Annotated in this window: 8 protein-coding genes; 7 read left to right on the forward strand and 1 reads right to left on the reverse strand. The window is 68.2% G+C overall.

Going from position 1 to position 24,519, the window contains the following annotated elements; genetic code table 11:
- Window positions 1-110: 110 nt before the first annotated feature.
- The 5 genes from QH196_RS24175 (at window position 111) to QH196_RS24195 (ending at window position 19,863) form a co-directional block, all read left to right on the forward strand.
- The gene (locus QH196_RS24175) at window positions 111-10,427 is read left to right on the forward strand and encodes a non-ribosomal peptide synthetase (RefSeq protein WP_280418108.1); all 10,317 of its coding nucleotides are present in this window, start codon (window positions 111-113) and stop codon (window positions 10,425-10,427) included.
- Entirely contained in the window at window positions 10,424-15,925 is a 5,502-nt protein-coding gene (locus QH196_RS24180) for a non-ribosomal peptide synthetase (protein WP_280418109.1), read from the forward strand. The genes QH196_RS24175 and QH196_RS24180 overlap by 4 nt, the downstream gene beginning before the upstream one ends.
- A gap of 181 nt (window positions 15,926-16,106) precedes the next feature.
- Window positions 16,107-17,246, forward strand: a complete 1,140-nt coding sequence (locus QH196_RS24185; RefSeq protein ID WP_280418110.1) for a saccharopine dehydrogenase NADP-binding domain-containing protein — start codon at window positions 16,107-16,109, stop codon at window positions 17,244-17,246.
- A gap of 197 nt (window positions 17,247-17,443) precedes the next feature.
- Window positions 17,444-18,574, forward strand: coding sequence for a Gfo/Idh/MocA family oxidoreductase (locus QH196_RS24190; protein WP_280418111.1), 1,131 nt, complete (start codon window positions 17,444-17,446; stop codon window positions 18,572-18,574).
- Window positions 18,571-19,863 (forward strand): cytochrome P450, encoded by a 1,293-nt coding sequence (locus QH196_RS24195; RefSeq protein WP_280418112.1) that lies wholly within the window; start codon window positions 18,571-18,573, stop codon window positions 19,861-19,863. Before QH196_RS24190 ends, QH196_RS24195 begins: the two co-directional genes overlap by 4 nt.
- Window positions 19,864-19,920: 57 nt before the next feature.
- On the opposite strand, the gene QH196_RS24200 is transcribed toward QH196_RS24195, so the two are convergent.
- Complete coding sequence (locus QH196_RS24200; RefSeq protein WP_280418113.1) at window positions 19,921-20,634, reverse strand: class I SAM-dependent methyltransferase; 714 nt, start codon at window positions 20,632-20,634, stop codon at window positions 19,921-19,923.
- 340 nt (window positions 20,635-20,974) lie between these two features.
- Here QH196_RS24200 and QH196_RS24205 point away from each other — a divergent pair, with 340 nt between their 5' ends.
- Window positions 20,975-22,441: an MFS transporter gene (locus QH196_RS24205; protein WP_280418114.1), complete on the forward strand. Its 1,467-nt coding sequence runs from the start codon at window positions 20,975-20,977 to the stop codon at window positions 22,439-22,441.
- Between the two features lie 447 nt (window positions 22,442-22,888).
- Complete coding sequence (locus tag QH196_RS24210; RefSeq protein ID WP_432279550.1) at window positions 22,889-24,502, forward strand: (2,3-dihydroxybenzoyl)adenylate synthase; 1,614 nt, start codon at window positions 22,889-22,891, stop codon at window positions 24,500-24,502.
- The last annotated feature ends 17 nt before the right edge of the window (window positions 24,503-24,519 follow it).

A 24,519-nucleotide genomic window follows, 5' to 3' on the forward strand; every position in this document is an offset into this window, starting at 1 on the left:
CCAAAGTATTTCGTGGAGCCGAACTGAAGAGGTCGCTTGACCGAAGCTGTCGGCACGTCCTAGATTGTAGCACTATTGAAAATGGTTATCGTTTCCTAGTTGGGACTGTGATGCAGGAAGAGCTCCGTTTGCCACCCGTACGCACGACGAAAGAGGTGGCCTGGGGCGCAAACCGGCTACGGCGGGAAGTCAGCACCCTCACCGGAGTGCCGGTGGAAGACCTGGCCGAGGATGCCGACCTACTCGGTCTGGGGCTCGACTCGGTGACCGTGATGCGCCTCTCCGGGCTCATGCGAAAAGCGGGTAACCGGGTGGAATTCCGGGATCTCGTGCGCAATCCGACGCTTAGGTCCTGGCGGAAATTGTTGGACGACAGCGCAACCGGCGCTGTCGCCGCTCACCACACCACCGTGAATCCGGTCGCTGTCGATCACTCGGAGCCCTTTCCGCTGGCGGTGATGCAACACGCCTTCTGGATCGGGCGCACCCGGACACAAGACCTGGGCGCGGTCGCCGCCCACTTCTACAGCGAATTCGACCACGCGGGGGGCATCGAACCAGATCGGCTGGAACGCGCGATGCGCGACTTGATCGCGCGGCACCCGATGCTGCGGGTGACGATCGACGCCGCCGGTATGCAGCGGGTGACCGACCGCGGTACCTGGCCCGGTCTTCTCGTCCACGACCTCCGGGAACTATCCGAATCGGACCGGATGCAGCGCTTGACCCAGACCCGGGATGCCTGCTCACACCGCAGTATGGATATCGGCGCGGGTGAAGTCATCGATCTGCAGCTCTCGTTGCTGCCCGGTGGCCGGACCCGAATGCACTTGGACTTGGACATGATCGCCGGGGACGCACTGAGCCTGCGCACTCTCCTTGCCGATCTGTCCACCTTGTACGAGCGCGGCCCTGGGGCACTGCCCGCACTGGAATACTCCTACGGCCAGTACCTTGCCGATCGTGACCGGGCTCGTGCCACCGCCCGGGAGAATGCCCGGCAATGGTGGAAGTCGCAGCTACCCAATCTGCCCTCGGCACCCGGTCTTCCGCTGCTGACCACGGAAACGGCAAGCAGCGGGCCCCGGGTCGACCGGCGCACGTACTGGCTGTCCCCGGAGCGTGCGGCACAATTGCGGGCGCGGGCGCAGCGCGCGGGCCTGACCACCGCCGGCGTGCTCGCGACGGTTTTCGCCGAAACCATCGGAGCCTGGAGCAGTACCGACCGCTTCCTGCTCAACCTGCCCGCCTTCGACCGGGAGCCGCTACATGACGACGTGGACCTGCTCGTCGGTGACTTCTCCAGTTCGGTCCTGCTCGATGTGGACCTGTCCACACCGATGTCGGTCACCGACCGGGGGCAGAAGGTCACCGAGCGGCTGCGCGAGGTACTGGGATACACCGCATACTCCGGCGTCGAGGTGCTGCGGGACCTGAGCCGAGCCGAGGGGGGCGAGCGGGTGCTGGCGCCGGTCGTGTACACCAGCGCACTGAGTTTGGGGGAGCTGTACGCCCCGGAGGTCCGGAAATGCCTCGGTGATCCGGTGTGGACGATTTCGCAAGGCCCGCAGGTCTGGCTGGACGCGCAGGTGACCGAATTCGACGGTGGCATCCTGCTCAACTGGGATGCGCGGGTATCACTGTTCCCGCCCGGGCTGCTGGACACCATGTTCGACGCCTACGTGAAGTTCGTCGACCTGCTGCTCGACGACGACGGCGCATGGGATCGCCCGGCACCGTGGCCGGCGCCGGGCCGCCGGTACAGCGAGATTGCTCTCACTCCCGCCCTACCCCTGCACGAGCGGTTCTTCGCCCGGGCTGTCACAGATCCGGATCGGACCGCCCTGGTCGCTGCCGGATCGGTGATCTCCTACGGCGAGCTCTCCGCACGGGCACGGCGTATGGCAAGGCTGTTGCGGGACAAGGGGATCGGCCGTGGCGACAGTGTGGCCGTCACCTTGCCCAAGGGGGTCGATCAGATCGTGGCGACCTTGGGTGCGCTCGCCGCCGGGGCGACCTATGTGCCCTCGGGGATCGATCTGCCTCCGGCGCGCCGCGAGCGGGTCTACCGCACGGCAGGCGCACGGCTGGTCGTCACCGACCGGGACACCGTGACCGCCGGCTCATGGCCCGGCGATATCGAACCGGTCTTTCCGGAGCAGGCCCGTGCCGCCGATCCGCTGACCGAAATTGTCGAAGTGAACCCCGAAGACGTGATGTACGTGATCTTCACCTCCGGCTCCACCGGTGCGCCCAAGGGCGTGGAAGTCCCGCACCGGGCGGTGGCCGCCACCATCGATGCGGTCAACGGCCGTTTCGGTATCGGCGCGGACGATCGCACGATCGCGCTGTCCGCGTTGGACTTCGACCTCTCCGCCTACGACCTGTTCGGGTTCCTGGCGTTCGGCGGCTCGGTGGTCGTGGTCGACGAAACACAGCGTCGTGATGCCGCTGTCTGGGCCGAACTGATCCGCCGGTGGAACGTGACCGTCGTCAGTGCGGTGCCGGCGCTGCTGGACATGCTGCTGATCGCGGCCGCCGACTCCGGGCTGGGTAGCGCGTTGCGGGTGGTCATGCTCGGTGGCGACCGAGTCACCGTGGACCTGCCGGAGCGGTTGCGCCGGTTGGTTCCGGACTGCCGGTTCGCCGGGCTCGGCGGTATGACCGAGGCTGCCATCCATGCCACCGTCTGCGAGGTCGGCATCGTCGATCCGAGCTGGTCGAGCGTGCCGTACGGGGTTCCGCTGCCGCATGCCGGCTGCCGGGTGGTCGACCGGCACGGCCGGGACTGCCCCGAATGGGCAGCCGGGGAACTGTGGGTGACGGGGCTCGGGCTGGCACACGGTTACCGCGGCGACCCGGAGCGCACCGCCGAAAAGTTCGTCGAGCACCATGGGATCCGGTGGTATCGGACCGGTGACCTGGTGCGCTACCGGGCCGGCGGGATCCTCGAATTCCTCGGTCGCATCGACCATCAGGTCAAGATCCGCGGCCATCGGATCGAACTGGGCGAGGTCGAAACCGTACTGGCCGAGCATCCGCGGGTCACCACCGCTGCCGCCGCTGTGCTCGAACACCCCACCAGATCGCTCGGCGCTGTTCTCGTCGGCGACCTCGGCGACCTCACCGACGACGCCCTCCGGTCCTGGCTCGGCGAGCGGCTGCCCGCCTACATGGTGCCCCGCCTGTTCGTACACAGTGCGCAACTACCCATCACGCGCAACGGGAAGATCGACCGGGAGACCGTACACGGCGCCCTCGCCGCCGCCGCAGATAGTCGCGGCGGTACCGAATCCGCGCCGCCCTGTCAGGGCTTGGAGCGGACCGTGGCCGAAGCCTGGGCGGATCTCCTCGACGTCGAGGAGATCCGGCGGGACGACGACTTCTTCGTGCTGGGCGGTGACAGTCTCCTGGCTACCCGCTTGGTCCGGCGGCTGCTTACCGAGGGGGTGGCGGGTGCCGATCTCGCTCACTTGTTCACCGCACCCACCCTCGCCGCATTCACGGCGACCCTGACCGCCGGTGGCACCACCGAGATTCCGGAGATCGCCCCGGACCCCGAGCACCGCTACGAGCCGTTCCCGCTCACCGATATCCAGGTCGCGTACTGGCTGGGCCGATCGGAGGACTTCGCTCTCGGCGGGATCCCGGCGCAGCTGTATATCGAATACAACTGGCCAGGTGTCGATACGGACCGGCTGGAAACTGCTTGGAATCGGCTGATCGACCGGCATCCGATGCTGCGCGCCGTGATCGCAGGGGACGGGACGCAGCGAATCCTCGACGAGGTCGCTCCGTACCGGATACGGGTGGTCGACGGGTCGGTGGCGGGCGTCCGAGAAGATATGTCCGGCAGCCTTCTCGATGCCGGTAGCTGGCCGCTGTTCGATATCCGGGTAGTCCACGACGGCGGGGATACGCGGGTCTGCGCGGCCTTCGACACCCTGATCGCCGACGGTCTGAGCGTGCTCGTGCTGCTTTCCGAATGGACGCGGCTCTACGCGGAGCCGGGTCTCGCGCTACCCCGGCTCGGACTGGAATTCCGCGACTACGTGCGCAACTGTACGCCGTCGGAAGGGGAGGTGCGGGCGAGCCTGTCCTTCTGGCGGTCGCGTCTGCCGGAACTGCCGCCCGGCCCGCAGTTGCCGTTACGGGTGTCACCGGCGATGGTGCAGCGTCCTCGATTCGTCCGCCGGGAGGTTCGGCTGGACGCCGGAGTCTGGGGTCGGCTCGTCGCGCGGGCCCGTGGTTTCGGCGTGACGCCGAGCGTACTGCTGTTGGCCTGTTACACCTGGGTTCTGGGGAGCTGGAGTGCCCAGCGTGAACTGACGGTCACGCTCACGAGATTCGATCGCCGGGAGGTTCACCCCGACATCATGCGGGTGGTCGGCGATTTCAGTTCGCTGTTACTGGTCGCGGACCATCCCGTCGAGAACGAGACCTGGCTGGGGCGGGCGCGGCGATTGCAGGAGCAGTTGTGGAGAGACCTGGACCATCAGCAGGTTTCCGCGGTACGGGTGCTGCGCGAACTGGCGCGTGACAGCGCGGTTCCCGCGGAACCGGTCCCCGTGGTGTTCACCTCCATGCTCGGTGTCGACGATGAACTCGCCCGGTCGGTGCGCTGGCCGGATCACCTGCGAACCCAGACACCCCAGGTCTGGCTCGACCACCAGGCCATCGAACTCCCGGACGGGTTGTTATTGAGCTGGGACTCGGTGGACGAACTGTTTCCCGACGGCCTGGTCGACGACATGCTGGCGACCTACCACATGCTGCTGAACCGGCTGAGCGAGATCGACTGGGAACAGTCACTCGACAAGGCATTGCCGATACTGCCGCCCGCCCAGCAGGCGGTCCGCGACCGCGTGAACGACGCCGCTCTCCCGGTGGCACGTGATGAACGCACCACCGGGGAGGCGCGCACCGCGGGCCACGGTGCTCCGGACAGCTTGTTGCACACGCCGATGTTCGACACAGCGGCTGCCGATCCCGGCCGGACGGCGCTCGTCGCCGGCGATACGACAGTGTCGTTCGGCGAGCTCGCCGAGCACAGTCGCCGGATCGCGGCGCTGTTGATTTCACACGGTGTCCGGCCCGGCGATGCGGTCGCGGTCTGCGCGGCCCGGGGCGCGGCGCAGGTGGCGGCGTTGTACGGAGTGCTGGCCGCGGGAGCGGCGTATGTACCGGTGGCAGTGGATCAGCCACCGCAGCGGCGGACCGCGATCCTGGAACAGGCCGCGGTCGCCGCGGTACTCACCGACGACAACGCCCGGTTTGCGGTTGGTGTTCAAAGCGATAACGTCGGCGGATCGGCAGATCGCGCCGAGCACAACCCCACGGACCGCTCCGTCGGCGACACCGAAGTTGCCGGTGCCGGCGGCGCCGGTGGCGTTGCCGGGATTGCCGGTACGGGAGGCCTCGGTGGCGACGCCGAGGGTTTCACCTCACCGGGCGGTGACATTGTTCCCGGGGAAATCGGCGGCGCCGGTGTCGCTCGTGCGGCGGGATCGAACGCCGTTGGGGTGCCGGTGGTGTCGATCGCGGACGCCCGAGATCACGAGCCCGCGCCGGTTCATCGCGGAAGTAGCGGAGATCTCGCCTACGTGATCTTCACGTCCGGTTCGACCGGTGTCCCGAAGGGCGTCGAAATCGAGCACGGACAGGCAGTGAACACGCTGGCCGATATCCGTGATCGCTTCGGGCTCGGAGTGGACGACCGGGTACTCGCTGTTGCGGCGGTCGATTTCGATCTGTCGGTGTTCGATCTCTTCGGTGTGCTGGGCGCCGGTGGAAGCGCGGTGATCGTGCCGGAGGAGGACCGGCGCGATGCGGGCCGCTGGCTCACGCTGGTTCGAGAACACGGCGTGACGGTATGGAATACGGTGCCGGCGATGCTGGACATGCTGCTCACGGCGGCCGAGTTCGGCTCGGGTCTGCCGCCGTCGCTGCGGCTGGCTCTGGTGTCCGGGGACTGGGTGGGCCTGGACTTGCCGGGGCGTCTCGCGGCGCTGTCGGAGAAAAGCCGGCTGATCGCCTTGGGCGGGGCTACGGAAGCGTCGATCTGGTCGAATTTTTTCGAGGTCGAGTCGGTGGATCCGGAGTGGACGTCGATTCCCTATGGTCGCCCGTTGCGTAATCAGCGGTTCCGGGTGGTCGATGAGAACGGCTTGGACCGGCCTGATTGGGTGCCGGGGGAGTTGCTGATCGGTGGTGCCGGGGTGGCGCGGGGTTATCGGGGCAGGCCCGATCTGACTGCCGCCGCGTTCTTCGTCGAGGCGGGAACACGCTGGTACCGGACCGGAGACCTCGGGCGGTACCGGCCGGATGGTGTGCTGGATTTCCTGGGTCGTGCTGATCGTCAGGTGAAGATTCGCGGGCATCGGGTGGAACTCGGTGAGATCGAGCAGGCGATCAGCGCGCATCCCGAGGTCCGCCGGGTGATCGCGCTGGCGGTGGGGCAGCGGGCACAGGCACGGTTGGTCGCCTTCGTCGAACCGCTACTGCCCGAGGATATGCCGAGTTTCCTGGCCGACCGGGTTCCCGCCGGATGGGCGCCCGAACTGATCGCGCTACCGGACCCACCGCTGACCGGCAACGGGAAGATCGACCATGCCGCCCTGGTACGGCGTGCCGAAGCGGCGATGGCGCAGGAGGACGCATCGATTCGCGGCGAGCCGGTCCGGCCGGGACTGGAAACCGGGATCGGCCGGATCTGGCAGGAAACAGTCGGCGGTGGACTACCCGACCGGGACACCAATTTCTTCGCGGTGGGCGGTGATTCGCTGTCGGCGACCCGTCTGGTGGGGCGGCTCGCGCAGGACCTCGGCATCACCGTGACATTGCGTGAATTCTTCACCGACCCGACCGTCGCCGGACTCGGCCGCGACCGCACCGGGGCCGATATCGCCGTGCCGGACGACCGGCTGCGCAGCATATCCGCGGCGGCACCGCTGACGACCGATGTCGCCCGTCGGCTGGATCCGTTCGAGCTGACCGATATCCAGGTGGCGTACTGGCTCGGCCGGTCGGCGGATTTCGATCTCGGCGGTATCGGCGCACAACTGTATTTCGAATACGACCTGCTCGGTCTGGATGTGGCCCGGTTGCAGTCTTCCTGGAACCTGGTGGTCGAGCGGCACCCGATGCTGCGCGCGGTGTTCGGTACCGATGGTGTGCAGCGAGTGCTGTCCGGGGTCCCCGAGTACCGGATCCGTGTCGTCGAGGCCGCCGGCGATTTCGTCAGCGTGGCCGCGGTAGTGCGAGAAGAGATGGCAGGTGGTGCGCTCGATGCCGCAACCTGGCCACTGTTCGATATCCGGGTCGTTCGTGAGGGCGACCGGGCCCGCATCTGCGTGGTTTTCGACAGCCTGGTCGTGGATGGTCTGAGTGCCCTCGTGCTCATCTCCGAATGGACCCGGTGGTACACGGATCCGGAACTCGAAATCCCGCCGTTGGCCATCGAGTTCCGTGACTACGCGACGAAGTGCGCGCCGTCGGAGGACGAGATTCGCGCCGCACTGTCGTATTGGCGGGCGCGGCTGCCGGAACTGCCGCCGGGACCGCAGCTGCCGTTGCGGGTATCGCCGGCTGCGGTCCGGTATCCGCGCTTCACGCGCCGGGAGGTCCGGCTCGATCCGGGTACCTGGCACGGGATCGTGGCCCGTGCGCGGGGTTTCGGCGTGACGCCGAGCGTGGTGCTGCTGGCCGGCTACAGCTGGGTACTGGGCACATGGAGTGCCCAGCGGGAACTGACCGTCACGCTGACCCGGTTCGACCGCCGGCAGGTGCATCCGGACATCATGCGCGTGGTCGGCGACTTCAGTTCACTGTTGCTGGTCGCGGATCGCCCGGCCGAACACGAGCGCTGGCTGGACCGGGTCCGGCGGTTGCAGGAACAGCTGTGGAGCGACCTGGACCACCAGCAGGTATCCGCCGTGCGCGTTCTGCGGGAACTCGCGCGCGACAGCGCCGTTCCCGCCGAACCGGTGCCCGTGGTGTTCACCTCGATGCTGGGGGTGGACGACGAACTGGCCCGGTCGGTGCGGTGGCCGGATTACACGCGAACCCAGACTCCGCAGGTATGGCTGGATCATCAGGTCATCGAGCTGCCGGAGGGGCTGGTGCTGAGCTGGGATTCGGTGGACGAGCTGTTTCCCGTGGGACTGGTCGAGGACATGCTGGCCGCCTACCACGGCGTGCTGACCCGGTTGGGGGAGATGGACTGGGCACTGCCCCTCGACGAGGTCGTACCAGCTCTGCCACCCCACCAGCAGACGACCCGTGACACGGTCAACGACACCGCCGGGCCGTCCCGGCACGAGCAGGATTCCGGCAGCAGCCGGGGCCAAGCCGGACATGCCCCTGTGCCGGATCGGCTTTTGCATACCGCGATGTTCGAGGTGGCCGCCACCGACCCCGATCGAACAGCGCTCATCGACGGAGACGTGAGGGTGTCGTTCGGTGCCCTGGCCGAGCAGAGTCGGCGGATTGCGGCATTGCTGGCTGCCTACGGCGTGCGGCCGGGGGATGCGGTCGCGGTATCGGCGGCGCGGGGAGCGGCGCAGGTGGCGGCGTTGTACGGGGTGCTGGCCGCGGGGGCGGTGTATGTGCCGGTGGCGGTGGATCAGCCCTCGCGACGCCGGACAGCGATCCTGGAACAGGCCGGAGTCGTCGTGGTACTCACCGACGATATCGAGCGGATCGCCGCCGCGGCGATCCCCGGCGACCCGAGTGGTTCCGTCGGCGTCGAGCACATCGGCATGAGCGGTTCCGACCGCGAACGCACGGCCGCCCCGCATGTCGTGGCCGAAGCCGGCGCTGCTGTCCGGATCGGCGATACCGGTCTCGGTCCCGTTTCCGCGGTCTCCGGCGAGGCCGACACCGCCGGTACCGATGTTCTCGGCGATCTCGCACTGCGCAACGGTGCGACCGGCGGTGTCGGTCGATGCCCCGAGGGCACCGCGATACTCACTGGCCGGGTCGCAGTGGTGGCGATCGCGGAGGCACGGAATCACGAGCCCGCTCCGGTCCATCGCGGAAGCAGCGGAGATCTCGCCTACGTGATCTTCACGTCCGGATCCACCGGCACCCCGAAGGGCGTCGAAATCGAGCACGGACAGGCAGTGAACACCCTCGCCGATCTGGCGGACCGTTACGACCTCGGCGTACAGGATCGGGTCCTCGCGGTCGCGGCGTTCGATTTCGATCTGTCGGTGTTCGATCTGTTCGGTGTGCTGGGCGCCGGTGGCAGCGCCGTTCTCGTCGCCGACGAGGATCGGCGTGATCCGGACCGCTGGCTCACCCTGATTCGCGAGCACGGCGTGACGGTATGGAACACGGTGCCGGCGATGTTCGACATGCTGCTCTCGGTGGCGGAATCCGCTCCCGGCCCGGTCTCGTCGTTGCGGCTGGTGCTGGTGTCGGGGGACTGGGTGGGCCTGGATCTGCCCGGCCGTCTCGCCGCCTTGTCGGAGAATTGTCGTTTCGTTGCCTTGGGCGGGGCTACGGAAGCGTCGATCTGGTCGAATTTTTTCGAGGTCGAGTCGGTGGATTCGGAGTGGACCTCGATTCCTTATGGTCGTCCGTTGCGTAATCAGCGGTTCCGGGTGGTCGACGAGGCGGGGCGTGATCGGCCTGATTGGGTGCCCGGGGAGTTGCTGATCGGTGGTGCCGGGGTGGCGCGGGGTTATCGGGGCAGGCCCGATCTGACTGCCGCGGCGTTCTTCGTCGAAGACGGGACACGCTGGTACCGGACCGGAGACCTCGGGCGGTACCGGCCGGATGGTGTGCTGGATTTCCTGGGTCGTGCTGATCGTCAGGTGAAGATTCGCGGGCATCGGGTGGAACTCGGTGAGATCGAGCAGGCGATTGCCGCGCATCCGGAAGTGCGCCGGGCGATCGCGCTGGCGGTCGGGGAGCGGGCACAGGCGCGGCTGGTCGCCTTCGTCGAATACGACGTGGCCGCCGATCCGGCGGCCGGCGAGCCCGTACCGGCAGCGCTCCCCGGCGATCTCGCTGCCTTCCTCGCCGACCGGATCCCCGGCGGCTGGATGCCCGAACTGATCCCGCTGCGCGACCCGCCCTTGACCGCCAACGGCAAGATCGATCACGCCGCCCTGGGGCGGCGCGCCGAATCGGCGACCAGCCCGGCCACCCGCAGCGGCCAGGGCGAGCCGGCCCGCCCTGGACCGGAAGCCCGGATCGCGCGGATCTGGGCCGAGACGCTCGGCGCCGCGCCGGCCGATCGGCACACGAGTTTTTTCGCGGCGGGCGGCGACTCGTTGTCGGCGACTCGCCTGGTCGGCCGTCTCGGCCGGGAACTCGGTATCACCGTGACGCTGCGCGATTTCTTCACGACCCCGACCATCGCCGGACTCGGCGACCACCGGCCACAAGCCGATATCGACCTCGAAGAAGGTGCTCTGTGAACGTCCCCGAACTGGTAATCGATCTGCGACAGCGCGGAGTTCACCTGTGGGCCGACGCCGGACAATTGCGGTTCCGTGCCCCTCGGGGCGTGCTGACCGCCGCACACCGGGAACAGCTGGTGGCGAACAAACCTGCGGTACTGGAATACCTCGCGCAGGATCAGGCGGTGATCAGCGTGTCCGCCGACACGGCTGCCGCATACGACCCGTTCCCGCTGACCCCGGTGCAGCAGGCCTACCTGATCGGCCGCGACGCCACCTACCCGTTCGGTGGTGTGGCCTGTGCGAGCTATCTCGAAATCTCCTACGACGGTGCCGAGCCCGGCAGCCTAAAGAAAGCCTGGAACGCACTGGTACGTCGCCACGATATGCTCCGCGCCACCGTGCACACCGACGGCTACCAGCAGGTCGCCGCGACCGTGCCCCACTACGAGATCCCGGTGACCGATGTCCGGGGCAAGGACGTCGCGGGCGTCGACGCCGAGCTCGACCGGCGGCGCGACGCTCTTCTCGGCCCGGCGGGCACCACGGATACATGGCCGTTGTTCGACCTGCACATCACCCGCACCGACACCGCATGCGTCCTGCACCTGCTGATGGAACTGCTGGTGGTCGACGCCTCGAGTCTGCAGCTGCTCCTGGCCGAACTCGACGAACTCGTCCGGGCGGCCGGCGCCGACGAAGTGTTGCGCGCCGCACCGGGGATCGGCTTCCGCGACTACGTCCTGGGCGTGCAGCAGTTGCGTAACGGGTCGCGCTATCAGCGGGATCGGGAGTACTGGCAGGAGCGGATCGAAGTCCTGCCCGGCGCACCGGAACTGCCCACCCGGGCAACCGGCGACTCCACCGCGGCGAACGGCAGCCCGGGCTTCGACCGGCTGCACCACTGGCTACCCGCCTCCGTTCTTTCCGGTTTGGCGGATAATGCGACCCCGTACGGCCTCACTCCGTCGGGAGCGGTACTCGCCGCCTACGCCGAGGTCATCGGACGCTGGAGCCGGAAACGGCAGTTCACCCTGAATCTGCCGGTGTTCAACCGGCTGCCGGCGCACGACGATATCGGCGCGGTGCTCGGTGATTTCACCTCGGTCGAACTGCTCGGCATCGATCTGGACGAACAGGACACCTTCGCCGAACGTGCGCGTGGTATTGCCGGGCAGTTGTTCACCGATCTCGATCATCGACTGTTCGACGGTGTGGAGGTGCTCAGCGAACTGACTCGCCGAGCGGGCAATCCGGTGTTGATGCCCGTTGTTTTCACGAGCACCCTCGGCGCCGGTGATACCGGTGTACGCGCACACCGCGGCCGTATTCTGCGCGGGATCACCCGTACCCCTCAGGTGTGGCTCGACTGCCAGGTGACGCCCTACGACGACGGACTGATGATCGCCTGGGACGTGCGCCGTGACGTCCTGGCCGGTGATACGGCCGCCGAGGCGTTCGATGCGTTCGTGGATCTCGTCACCAGGTTGGCCGCCGCGCCCGAGATATGGTCCGAGCGTTTCCCGGTCGCCCTGCCCTCTGCGCAGCGTCGGCGTCGCGACAGCTACAACGACACCGCCGCCGAGATGTCACCGCGACTGTTGCACCGGCGGGTTCTGGAGTGGGCCGATACCGCTCCGGATGCCGCCGCGGTGATCCATCGGGGCGAGGTGATCGGCTACGCCGAGCTGCGCCGCCGGGTCGCCGGGACCGCTGCCGCCCTCCACGCGGCCGGCGTGCGGTCCGGTGATCGGGTGGCCGTCCTGATGGACAGAGGGCCGGAGCAGGTCGTGGCGGTGCTCGCGGTCTCGGTGATCGGCGCGGCCTACGTGCCGATCGCGATCACGCAGCCGATGGCCCGCCGGGAACGGATCATCGATCGCGCCGGGGTAGCGGTGGCGCTCACCCAATCCTGGCTCCGCGACTCCGGCGAGATCCCCGCGTCCGCCGAGGCGATAGCCGTGGACCTGTTGCCGGGTCTCGACGCCGTACCCGAGGCCGACGGAGATCCCGAAGCCGCCGCCTATGTCATCTACACCTCGGGCTCCACCGGCGAACCGAAGGGCGTCGTCGTGACCCACCGGGCCGCGGCCAACACGATCGACGATATCGGCGAACGATTCGGCCTGACGTCCGGCGATCGGGTACTGGGCGTCGCGAGCCTGGCCTTCGACCTGTCGGTGTGGGACATCTTCGGTGTGCTCGCGGCCGGTGGTGCCGTGGTACTGCCCGAACAAGACGGTGCCACGGACCCGTCGCATTGGCTCGAACTGGTACAGCAGCATTCGGTCACGCTCTGGAACAGCGTGCCGGGACAACTCCAGATGCTGCTCGATGTCCTGGAATCCACCCCCGGGGCCCGCGCCGAATCGTTGCGGCTGGTCCTGCTGTCCGGTGACTGGATCCCACTGGACCTGCCCGGCAGGATGCGCGCGAACCACCCGGACCTGGACGTGATCGGATTGGGGGGTGCCACCGAGGCCGCCATCTGGTCCATCCACCACCCGGTGGGCGATATCGACCCGCAGTGGCGAAGCATCCCCTATGGCACCCCGTTGCGCAATCAGACCGTGCAGGTGCTCGACGGGGCACTGCAGGAATGCCCCGACCTGGTCACCGGTGAGATCTATCTCGGCGGTGCCGGATTGGCGGAAGGGTATCTGGGTGACGACGACCTGACCGCGCGGCGGTTCTTCCGGCATCCGCGCACCGGCGCCCGCCTCTACCGCACCGGCGACCTGGGCCGATTCCACCCGGATGGCCGGCTCGAATTCCTCGGTCGCGAAGACACCCAGGTCAAGATACGCGGCCACCGCGTCGAACTGGGCGAGGTCGAATCCGCGCTGCGGAGTCATCCCGCGGTGGCGGATGCCGCGGTCCTGGTCGACGGCCGGGGGCCGAGCACGCGGCTGCTCGGTTACGCCGAGATCGCGACCGGCGCCTCCGGCGAACACCTACCCGGCGCGCCCGCCGAGGATGTGCTGGCCGCCGCCGAGCACGCCGCCGCGGCGGCGCAGCAGGAGGTCGACGGGGATTCGTTCGTTGCACTGATGCGGGCCGTGGACGAGATGGCCATGTTGTCCATCGCCGCGCAGCTGCGCGGGTCCGGCCTGTTCGGTGATCGTGAGCGTTCGCACGACCTCACCGAGATCGCCGCGGCCACCGGTGTATCCGAACGGCAGCACGGACTGCTGAAACGCTGGCTGTCCGCGCTCGCGGACGGGGGAGCGGTGATACACGACGCGGACACCGGTCGCTACCGCGACCTGATCGCCGCCGGCCCGCGTGCGGTCGAGACGGCGTGGAAGCGTATCGACGAGCTGGAAGAGATCGTCGGCTACGGCAGCGAGACCCTGTCCTACATTCGTGCTTGCAGCAGCCGGTTGGACGATCTGTTGCGCGGCTCGCTCGATGTGCGTGAATTACTGTTCCCCGCCGGGACACCCGGTGCGGCACACGCCGTGTACCGTACCAACCTGGTGGCGCGTAGTTCCCATCGCATCGTGATCGACACGGTGCGTGAGATCGCCCGGAAGTCGCCGCATACGCTGCGGATGCTGGAGGTCGGCGCGGGTATCGCCGGTACCAGTACCGATCTGATTCCCGCGCTGGCCGAATTCGCGCCGGACTACCTGTTCACCGATATCTCGGAGTACTTCCTCGGCGAGGCCCGGACGAAGTTCGCGAAGTATCCGTGGGTGCGATACGGCCGCTTCGACATCAACGCCGACACGCAGGACCAGGGCTTGCGGCCCAACTCGGCCGATATCGTCCTGTGCGCGAACGTGTTGCACAATTCGGTGAACGCCGACGAAGTGCTGGCGCGACTGCGCGACGTGCTCGCACCGGGCGGCTGGCTGATATTCCTCGAGCCCACCCGGCAGCACAACTATGCGTTGCTCGTGTCGATGGAGTTCGAATTCTTCAGCGAACTCACTGCTTTCACCGACGTTCGCGCGGGCGCCGGCCAGGCGTTCTTCACCCGCGATCAATGGCTGCGTCAGCTCGATACCGCCGGTGCCGACCATATCCGGGTGCTGCCCGCCGAGGACGCGCCGCTGGCGGCGTCCGGTCAGGGCGTATTCGTCGCCCGGTTCAAGGGTGAGCGCCGCACTGTGACCGAACGGCAGCTCACCGAGCATGTCGCGGCGCTGCTGCCCGGCCATATGGTGCCGGACGAGCTGGAGCTGCTGGATGCGCTGCCGCGCTCGGCCAACGGGAAACTGGACCGGGCGGCACTGGCCGAACGCGCCGCCGCGACTCCGGCCACCGGCGCCGACGCCGATTTCGTTGCGCCCGCCGACGAGATCGAGGAGCGGATCGCACAACTGTGGCAGGAGATGCTCGGCGTTCCGAAGGTCGGTCGCGACCAGAATTTCTACACCCTCGGCGGCGATTCGCTGTTGCTGTCACAAATGGTCGGGAAATTGCGGGACCGTGTCCCCGAGGTCGCCGATATCGAATGGCAGGAACTGCTGCGCGATGTGCTGCGCAATCCCACCGTCGCCGCCCTCGCCGCCCGCCGCCACAATGCGCCGACCGGCGAGACGGCGCCCGCGCGGACCGCGGTGCGGCCGCTTGGCGGCCGGCCCGGCCACGAGACCGGCACCTGGGTGCTCGTACACGGTGGCACCGGCACACTGTCACCGTACGACGCGTTGCTTCCCCATCTGCGAGAAGCGCATCCCGGTGCCCTGCTCGGCCTCGAGGTCACCGATCCGGCGAAGTACCTGGACCTCCCGGCCGACACCGTCATCGCCAGGCAGGCTGCAGATTACGCGACGGAACTGCTCGAACACGACAACCGGTTCCGCATCATCGGGTACTCGGTCGGCGGTCTGCTGGCCGCCGAGATCGCGCACACGCTGACCGAGTCGGGAGCGACAGTGGACGAGCTCACCGTGATCGGCTCGTATCAACCGCCCGCGGTGTACGACGAATTGATGGCCGAATACGTGTTCGCCCAATCCATCGGCGTCGATCCGGCCACGGTCGGCTTCCCCGCCGATACCGCGGCGATCGACACCGCACTGCGCACGATCCTGGACCGCACTCCCGACCGGGTGCCCACCGGAGCGATCACCGCGCTCGACGGCGAGTCGGCACCGCTGGCGGCCCAGTTCCGGAAGCTGGCCTCCGTACCCGCCGCAGATCGGCTCGCCGCCCTGCGCGTCGCCGCCACCTCCGGAACCGGCCCGTACCGGTCGGCGGAGCTCGCGCCGGCGGAATTCCGCAGGCAGTTCGAGATTTTCGCGCATAATCTGCGCGCCATGGGTGCCCATCGTGCCGAACCGTATTTCGGTTCGGTGCGGGTGCTGAGCAACAGCGGTGCCGCGACGCTGCTGGGTACGCGGGCGGACGTGGAACGCTTCTGGTCGCGGATCGCACTCGGGGTCCTGGTCATCGAGGAAATTCCCGGAGACCACCTCACCAGTATGTCCGCCGCCCATGCTGCCGAGCTCGCGGCTCGGATGACCGCCCGCTTTCCCGCGACCGGCAGCGACCCGCGACCGTGACCGGGCGCAGCGGAGAGAAGCAATGGATCGTGACCGAGCGCAGCAACGGGCAACCGATGGGCAGCGATCGAGCATGCCCGGCGGGTCGGTGGAGCGCGACCGATCACAGCGAGGACTCGAGGCAACCCAGGCGCACAGCACCGTCGGTCGCGGTGGCGCCGAGCGTCGGCGAGCGCCGGTCGTGACCGCTGCGACGGGCCCGGTGGCCGTGCTCGGCGCGACCGGGACGGTCGGGCGGGCGGCCGTGCACATGCTCACCCGGCGCGGTATCGGCGAACTGCGGCTCGGTGCGCGCGACGTGGACCGGGTGGACCCGGCACTGGTACCGCCCGGTGCCGAACCGTGCCGGGTGGATGCCGCCGACCCGGATTCACTGGCGCGTTTCTGCGCGGGAACCCGGCTTGTGCTGAACTGCGCAGGCCCCTCCTACCTGCTGATGGATCGGGTCGCGCGGGCCGCTCTGGCGGCGGGCGGCGACTACGTCGATGTCTCCGGGGACGGGCCCACCTACCGGCTGCTCGAAGGGTCCCCGCTGCGGGACGGTGCGCGGACCGTGGTGTTGTCGGCGGGTATGCTGCCCGGCCTGGCCAATATCGTGCCGCCGGTGCTGGCCGACGACCTGACAGGCGCCCGGCTGGTCGTCTATGCGGGTGGTATCGAGCCGTTCGCCCCGGCCTCCGCCGCCGACCTCGCCCTCTCACTCGACAGTTCCGATGGCGCGGCCGCCGAGGGCCACTGGTACGGCGAAACCCTCGCCGCCTGGTGTGGCGGCGGCCGTCGGCGCAACGCCCTGCCGGTGCGCGAGGACGTCGAGATCGCCGGGTTCCCGGGCCGGGTCACCACCATGCCGTTTCTCACCGCCGACGCCGAACGGCTGGCCCGGTCGACCGGCCTCGCGGAACTGCACTGGCACAACGTATTCGTCGGCACCGCGCTGCGGCTCACGCTCACTCGGCTGCGCGGCCGGGTCCGCAGCGACCCCGCCGTTCTGGCCGGAATCGCCGAGGAGATCGGCGCGGCGGCCGAACGCGACCTCGCCGGGCTGGACCCCTTCTACCTGATGGCGTTCACGGTGCACCGGCCGTCGGGCACCACTACGGCGGTGCTGCGCACCCCGAGCAGTTTCGCGCTCACCGCCGCGACCGCCGCGCATACGGTCGAGGCCGTCCTGTCCGGGGCGGTCGCGCCGGGTCTGCACTACGCCGACGAGGTCCTCGACCCCCGCGGGCTTCTCGATGCGGTCACCGGATTCGGCGCACTACCCGTTTTCCAGACCCACGGGCACGCCCATGACGAACCGATGGAGGCAGGCAGCCTGTGAACGAATTGCCACCCACGCGCGTCCGCCGGCGGACACCGGTGCCGGCCGCCGAACCGTCACCGGCGCCGGGCGTTCGGTCGTCTGCGGTGCCGAATTCTCGGATGCGGGCACCGGGGGAGCGGAGTCTCGGACTGCTACCGGCCGGGAGCACGGGGGCCGGCCGGCCGGCACCGACGCCGAATCCGGGAAGCGCCTGTTTGCCGTCGCGCGCGGGCGCACCGAAGGTCGTCGTGTGCGGGACATCGTTCGGCCGCGTGTACCTGCACGCGGTGCACGAGGACCCGGAGGTCCAGCTGGCCGGTATCGTCTCGCGCGGCAGCACCACCTCACAGGCGTACGCGAACTCGTACGGGGTACCGCACTATATCGACGTCGAGCAGCTGCCCGGCGATATCGATATTGCCTGCGTCGCGGTGCGCGCCGGCGCCGCCGGTGGGGACGGCGCGATACTCGCGCAGAACTTGCTGAGCCGCGGTATCCATGTGTTGCAGGAACATCTGCTGCACCCCGACGAACTCACCGACTGTCTGCGGACCGCCCGTGAACACGGAGTCCGGTACCGGCTCAACGCGTTCTATCCGCATCTGCGACCGGTCGCGCAGTTTCTGGAGGCGGCCGAGACCCTGCGCGAGCGGCAGCGGCCGCTCCATGTGGACGCCGTGGCCGGTGGCCAAGTGGTCTATCCGCTGCTCGATATCATCGGCCGAGCGGTCGGCCGGCTCCGGCCGTGGGCGATCGGCGACCCCGCGGCCCTTCCGGCGGAAGTCGCCGCACTTGCCGATTCGCCGATGCCCTACACACATCTGCCCGTGGTGATCGGGGGTGTTCCGGTGTCGCTGCGGGTTCAGAACCAGATCCACCCGGCCGATCCGGACAACCACGCGCTGCTACTGCACCGGATCGCGATCGCTTTCGAAGGCGGTGTGCTGTCCCTGGCCGACACCCACGGTCCGGTGCTGTGGAGTCCGCGCCTGCACACCGATCGCGACCCCACGGGGCGCCTGGTCATGACCGGGCCCGGTACCGAACGGCTGAACGTGCCGAGCACCGAAATTCTGGAACCGGCCGTGGCACCCACATTCCGGACAGTTTTCGATGAACTCTGGCCCGGAAGCATCCGATCGGCGCTGGGCGAGCTACGGGCCGATATCGCCGATCCGCGCCGGTCGATCGGCGCAGGCCAGTGGGCGATGACCGTCACCGCACTCTGGCAACGGCTCACGACCGTACTCGGGCAACCCGAGCTGATCCGACCGGATACACCGGCACCGACAGCACTTCCGGAACTGCTCGCCGCCCGGCGCGCACGCGGGGCGGCCGCCCGATGACCACCACAGACGAACCGCGCGAACTCGCGGACCTGCGGGCGTTCTCGGCGGACCCTTACACGACGATGCAGCGCCTGTACCGGGAAAATGGTGCGATCTCCACGCTCGGGGCCGGGCCGATGCGTTTCCGGCTGACCCTCGGCATCGAAGCCTCGCAATTCGTTCTCGCACACAGCGACCTGTTCAGCTGGGAGGCAGCGTTCACCGCGTTGGCGCCACTGACCGGACGGTCGGCCCTGCTGGTCAACGACGGTGACCGGCATCGCCGCCTGCGCCGGCTGGTCGCCCCGGCCTTCACCACCCGTCGGGTCGCCGATCACCTCGGCACAGTTACCCGGCATATCGAGTCCGCCCTCGCGAGTTGGACACCGGGAGAGACCGTCGACATCTACCCGCCGTTGCGCCGGGCCATGCGGCGGGCCACCTCGGAAAGCCTGTTCGGCGCGGCGGCCATGGAACGTTCCGAGGGCGTGGACGACTGGCTACACGATATCCACCGCGCCATCGACACCGATGTGATCGGCGGCAGTATCGAACGCGGTTCCGGGTCGCCGGTCTGGCGGCGGGCCCTGCTGGCCCGCTCCTCGGTGCACCGCTGGGTGGTTGCCGAGATCGAAAGACGCGGCGCGCAGGACGAACCGGGTCACGATGTCCTCGGTGTGCTGCTGCGCGGTGTGGACGGCACCCGGCTCACCGACGACGAGATCACCGATCAGCTGGTGAGCCTGCTCGAGGCCGGCGCCGAAACCACGGCGGCGCAACTGGCCTGGTTGCTGTTCTGCACGCTGCGCGATCGAGCCCGATGGACGGAGATCGGCGCCGCGATCGCCGCTGGTGGCGAGGTCCGGCCCGATCTTCCGCTGCTCGACCATCTCGTATCGGAAACCATGCGGCTCTATCCCGCCACCGCGATCGTCTCCCGTAAGGTCGCGCGTGAGTTCACCTTGGCAGGAACGGAATTCGTGCCCGGCGATCTGTTGATCTTCAGCCCGTTCCACACCCACCGGTTGGAGTCCGTGTGGCCGGAGCCGCAACGGTTCGATCCGGGCCGTTGGGATCCCGGTTCCGAGCGCTATCGGCGTCCGGCACCGTATGAATTCCTGCCGTTCGGAGCCGGTCCGCACCGCTGTATCGGCGCCAATTTCGCCACCATGGCGATAAAGGCCGCTTTCGTCGCGATTGTGCGCCGGATCGACGGTGAGCTGGTGACCACGGACGCACGACCCCAGGGACTGATCGGCATGCACCCCGGTGCCGGAATCACCGTGCGTATAGAGCGGAAACGCTGACACGGTAGGAGGTACCCGCGGCAGGTGCTGCGGGTACCTCCTACCTCCGCTACCGGCTCAGTTGCGCGGTACGCGCAGTACGCCGGCCTGCACGGTGAGCTGCTCGCCTGCCAGACCGGTTTCCTCGGCCAGATCCTCGATACCGAACGTATGCCATTCGCTGACGTTGCGAACCACCCGCGTGGGCGCTGCGTCACCACTGATCTGCCACGTGGAGGTCATCCGGATCAGATCCCCGCCGGCCGGTTCGGCTTCCAGCGACCCTTCGTAGACGAGGTCGCCGATCTGCTCGCGCGCCAGCTCCATCCTGGGCATTGCCGTCGGGCGGGTGACCGGCAGCAGCTCAACCAGCACCGGCGCACCGGGCGCCAGCCGGGGCAGCACTCGATCCCACAGCGCCCGGCGCGCTTCGGCGCCGATATGGCCGAGCACACCGAAGACGATCAATGCCGATATCGAATCGGGCAGCACCACCGATTCCGCCGGTTCGGCCACGATGGTGACCCGGCGCCGGAGATCCTCGTCGGCGACGACATCATGGGTGAGGACCGCGCGCATCGCCGGTGCCGGTTCACAGGCGAGGATTTTCGCCGAGGGCAGCACCTCGGCGACGATGCGGCAGGTGCGCCCCGTGCCCGCCCCGATATCGACCACCGGGCCCGCGCCGGGATCGACCTCGGCCAGTATTTTCCGCAGGGCGGCTTCCCCTTCGGCGTGGGCCCGGGGGACCAGGTCGTAGAACTCGGCGACCGGTGAGTAGAAGTCGTCCATGCGCATCTCTCCTGCTTGTGGGCACCGGAGCCAACTCGGCTCCTTAATGAAAAAGATTATCATTATGTACTAGCTTGGGGGGTGGTGCCGGCGAAGCGTTTTCGTGTCATCGGACCGGCGTCGCTGTCTCGCGGCCGTAACTCTCGACATCGAAGTAAGGGTGTGCTAACCATAATAAAAACACGCGTCACTAAATACGGGGTCGTGGAGCCCGGCCAGAGCCGCGCGGCGCGGTGCCGGCGGTTCGGTACCGGAGGCGCCGTCGACCGGTTTTGCCGCGCGACTCCGGAACCGGTGGAAGCCGGGCGGAGTGGCCGTGCTGATGATCGTGGAGAGGTAGATGTCGCAAACGAACGAACCGGCCGCGGCGCCGGGAACCGGCGAACCGGTCGCGAAGCCGCCGACGCCCGAGCCGGCCGGGGGACCGCAGTCGAACAAACCGGCCGCAGTGCTGGCGACCGTGGTCATCGTGCAGTTCATGGTTTCGCTGGATCTGTCGGTGGTGAATGTCGCGCTACCGGCGATCCAGTCCGAATTCTCTGTGCCGGCTACGACGCTGCAGTGGATCGTCAACGCCTATGCCGTGGTCTTCGGCGGCTTCCTGCTGCTCGGGGGAAGGCTCGGCGACGTGATCGGACGCCGCCGCACCATGCTCGCCGGACTCGCGATCTTCGGTATCGCCAGTCTCGCGGGCGGTCTGGCCACCGACCCCGCGCTACTCATCACCGCTCGCGCGGTACAGGGGCTGGGCGCCGCCGCGCTGTCGCCGCTGTCTCTGGCCTTGATCACCGTCACTTTCGAGGAGGGCCCGGCCCGGAACAAGGCGGTGGGTCTGTGGGCCGGGGCGACCATGCTGGGTGGCGCACTCGGGGTGGTGGCCAGTGGAGTACTCACCGATTTCGTGGATTGGCGGTGGGTTTTCCTGATCAACGTGCCGATCGTGCTGGCCGCAGTGTTCACCGCCGCGACCGGAATCGCCGGCGCTCGTCAGCAGGCGCGGCCCCGGCTCGATATCGCCGGTGCACTCCTGGTCACGGCGGGAATGCTGCTGGTGATTCTCGGTGTGGTGCGAACGGACGAACACGGCTGGGCGTCCGGCGTGACCATCGGAACCCTCGGGGTCGCTGTCCTCTTGCTGGCCGCCTTCGTCGTGGTGGAAACCCGGGTCCGCGAACCGTTGATGCGATTGCGTCTGCTCGCGCACGGAAGTGTGGCCGGCGCCAACGTGTTCGGGTTCATGATCACCGCAGGCCAGCTGACTGCCTTCTACTTCGTTTCGCTGCATATGCAAACGGTGCTGCACTACACACCGGCCACCGCAGGTCTCGCTTTCGTGCCGTTCGCGCTCGGCGCGGTGGTGGGTATGCGCCTCGTGGCGATCATCGTGAATCGGTTCGGGCACCGCGCCGCGTTGGTGACCGGCGGACTACTCGGTGCGCTCGGTATCGCCTGGTTCGGCGTGGGTGCACCCGGCGGTTCGTTCCTCACCGATATCCTCGGACCGTCGATCGTGGGCAGTATCGGCATCGGCATGAGTTTCGTCGTTATGGGAACTGTTGCCATGCGCGGGGTTTCGGCCGAGGAGGCGGGGATGGCCTCCGGGCTGCTCAACAGTTCCCGCCAGCTCGGCGGCGCGCTCGGTCTGGCCGTGCTGACGACGGCGGCCGCGGCGGTGACCGCGGACGATCGGTCGCCACAGGCGTTGAGCGACGGCTACTCCACCGCATTCTTCCTGGCCGGTGGTCTCATCGCGGTCGGGACAGTGGCCGCCGGCCTGTTGATCCCGCGAGCCGAAAAGGAGGCCTGAGATAAAGGACCCTGTCGACCGCCGCTAGTGGGCGCCGACCGGCACGGCCTGTTTCGCGTCGTCCGCACTCGGCGGTTGTGGCAGCTGCCCTCGTGAACCTGCTCGACACCAGGGGGCGCCCAGCTGAGTGTCGAGGCCGATGGTCGTTAGCAATATGCCGGCGGTGGTGTGGTCGGTCGCGGGGCTGTCCACGATCGCAGGAAGAGTGTTAGCTTAGGCTAAGCGAAGTGGGTGTCCGGGTTCGGCGGTGACCGTGCCGGGCGGTGAGGCGGGAGCGGTGGTGAGCGGTCCGGTGGCGACGCGGGGTCGAATGCTGCCCTGCCGCATCCCTGGCGTGCGCGTGCCGCTCCGGACGGGACACCGCCGTCGGTGCACCTATGAGGACCGGTTGACCATCTCATCCCGAGCACCCGCGGAGGCTCCCGTGCTTATCTCGAGAGGCGTATCGTGACATCCCCTACCACGTCCAGCACCTACCGCGACGGCTATGTCGCCTTTCCCGCCGAGCAGGCCGCGGAATACCGCAGCGCCGGCTATTGGCAGGGACGTTCACTCGGTGAACTGCTGCGGGACACCGCGCGGCGGTATCCGCATCGGACCGCGCTACTCGGCGACGAGGCGCTCGATTACGCGACGCTGGACGCGGAGGCCGATCGGATGGCACACGGGTTTCGTGCGCTCGGGATCGCGCCGGGGGACCGGGTCGTGGTGCAGCTACCGAATGTGGTGGAGTTCGTGCCGGTGTTGTTCGGGCTGTTGCGGGCCGGAATCATCCCGGTGCTCACCTTGCCCGCGCATCGGCGCAGCGAGATCGAGCATCTGGCCAGGCTCTCCGAGGCGGTCGGCTATATCGTGGCCGACCGGATAGGTGACTTCGACTATCGCGAGCTGGCCGCGGCGGTCCGGGACGCGGTGCCGTCGCTGGGGCACGTGCTGGTGCTCGGTGATCCCGGCGCCTTCGTCGATCTCGGGTCTGTCCCGCGGGCGGGCGGTTCGCTCCCCGCGATCGATTCGAGCGATATCGCACTCATGCTGGTGTCCGGTGGCACCACCGGGCTGCCGAAGCTGATCGCGCGCACCCACGACGATTACGTCTACAACGCGACCGCCGGCGCGCAAGTATGCGAACTGACCGCCGACGACGTCTACCTGGCGGCACTTCCCGCGGCGCACAACTTCCCACTCGCCTGTCCCGGCATCCTCGGCACCGTCGCCGTCGGTGGCGCGGTGGCCTTCGTCGCCGAGGCCAGTCCGGAGAACGCCTTCGCCGCGATCGAACGGCACCGCGTGACCGTGACCGCCGTCGTCCCGCCGATCGCCCAGTTGTGGTGCGCTGCGGTCGAATGGGAAGAGGCCGATCTGTCCTCACTGCGGTTGCTGCAGGTGGGCGGTGCCCGCCTGGCCGAGGTGAACGCTCGTGAGGTCGGACCCGCCCTCGGTGCGCGGTTACAGCAGGTGTTCGGTATGGCCGAGGGGTTGCTCAACTTCACCCGCCTCGACGACCCGGACGAGCTGGTCCTCGCGACGCAGGGGCGGCCGCTGTCCCCGGCCGACGAAGTCCGGGTCGTCGACGGTAACGGCAATGATGTCCCTCCGGGGGAGGAGGGCGAACTGCTCACCAAGGGGCCCTACACGATTCGGGGCTACTATCGGGCTCCCGAGCACAATGCCCGCGCTTTCACTCCGGACGGCTACTACCGCAGCGGTGATCTGGTGCGCCGCCTGCCGAGCGGCCATCTCGTTGTCTCCGGCCGTATCAAGGACGTGATCAACCGCGGTGGCGAGAACGTCTCCTGCGACGAGCTCGAGGAACATCTGCTCGCGCATCCGGCGGTTCGCCATGCCGCTGCCGTCGGGTTACCCGATGATGCGCTCGGTGAAAAAGTCTGTGCCGTCCTGGTGGTGGACGGCGAGATGCCGACGCTGCCCGAGATCAAGACCTTCCTGACCGATCGCGGTGTGGCCACCTACAAACTTCCCGATGTCCTCCGTCGTTCGGATGCGCTGCCCACGACCGCAGTGGGCAAGATCGACAAGAAGGCGCTGCGCGGCGCGGGGTGACGGGCGAGGGACGCGGG

The organism is Nocardia carnea, assembly GCF_029868325.1.
Lineage (GTDB): Bacteria > Actinomycetota > Actinomycetes > Mycobacteriales > Mycobacteriaceae > Nocardia > Nocardia carnea_C.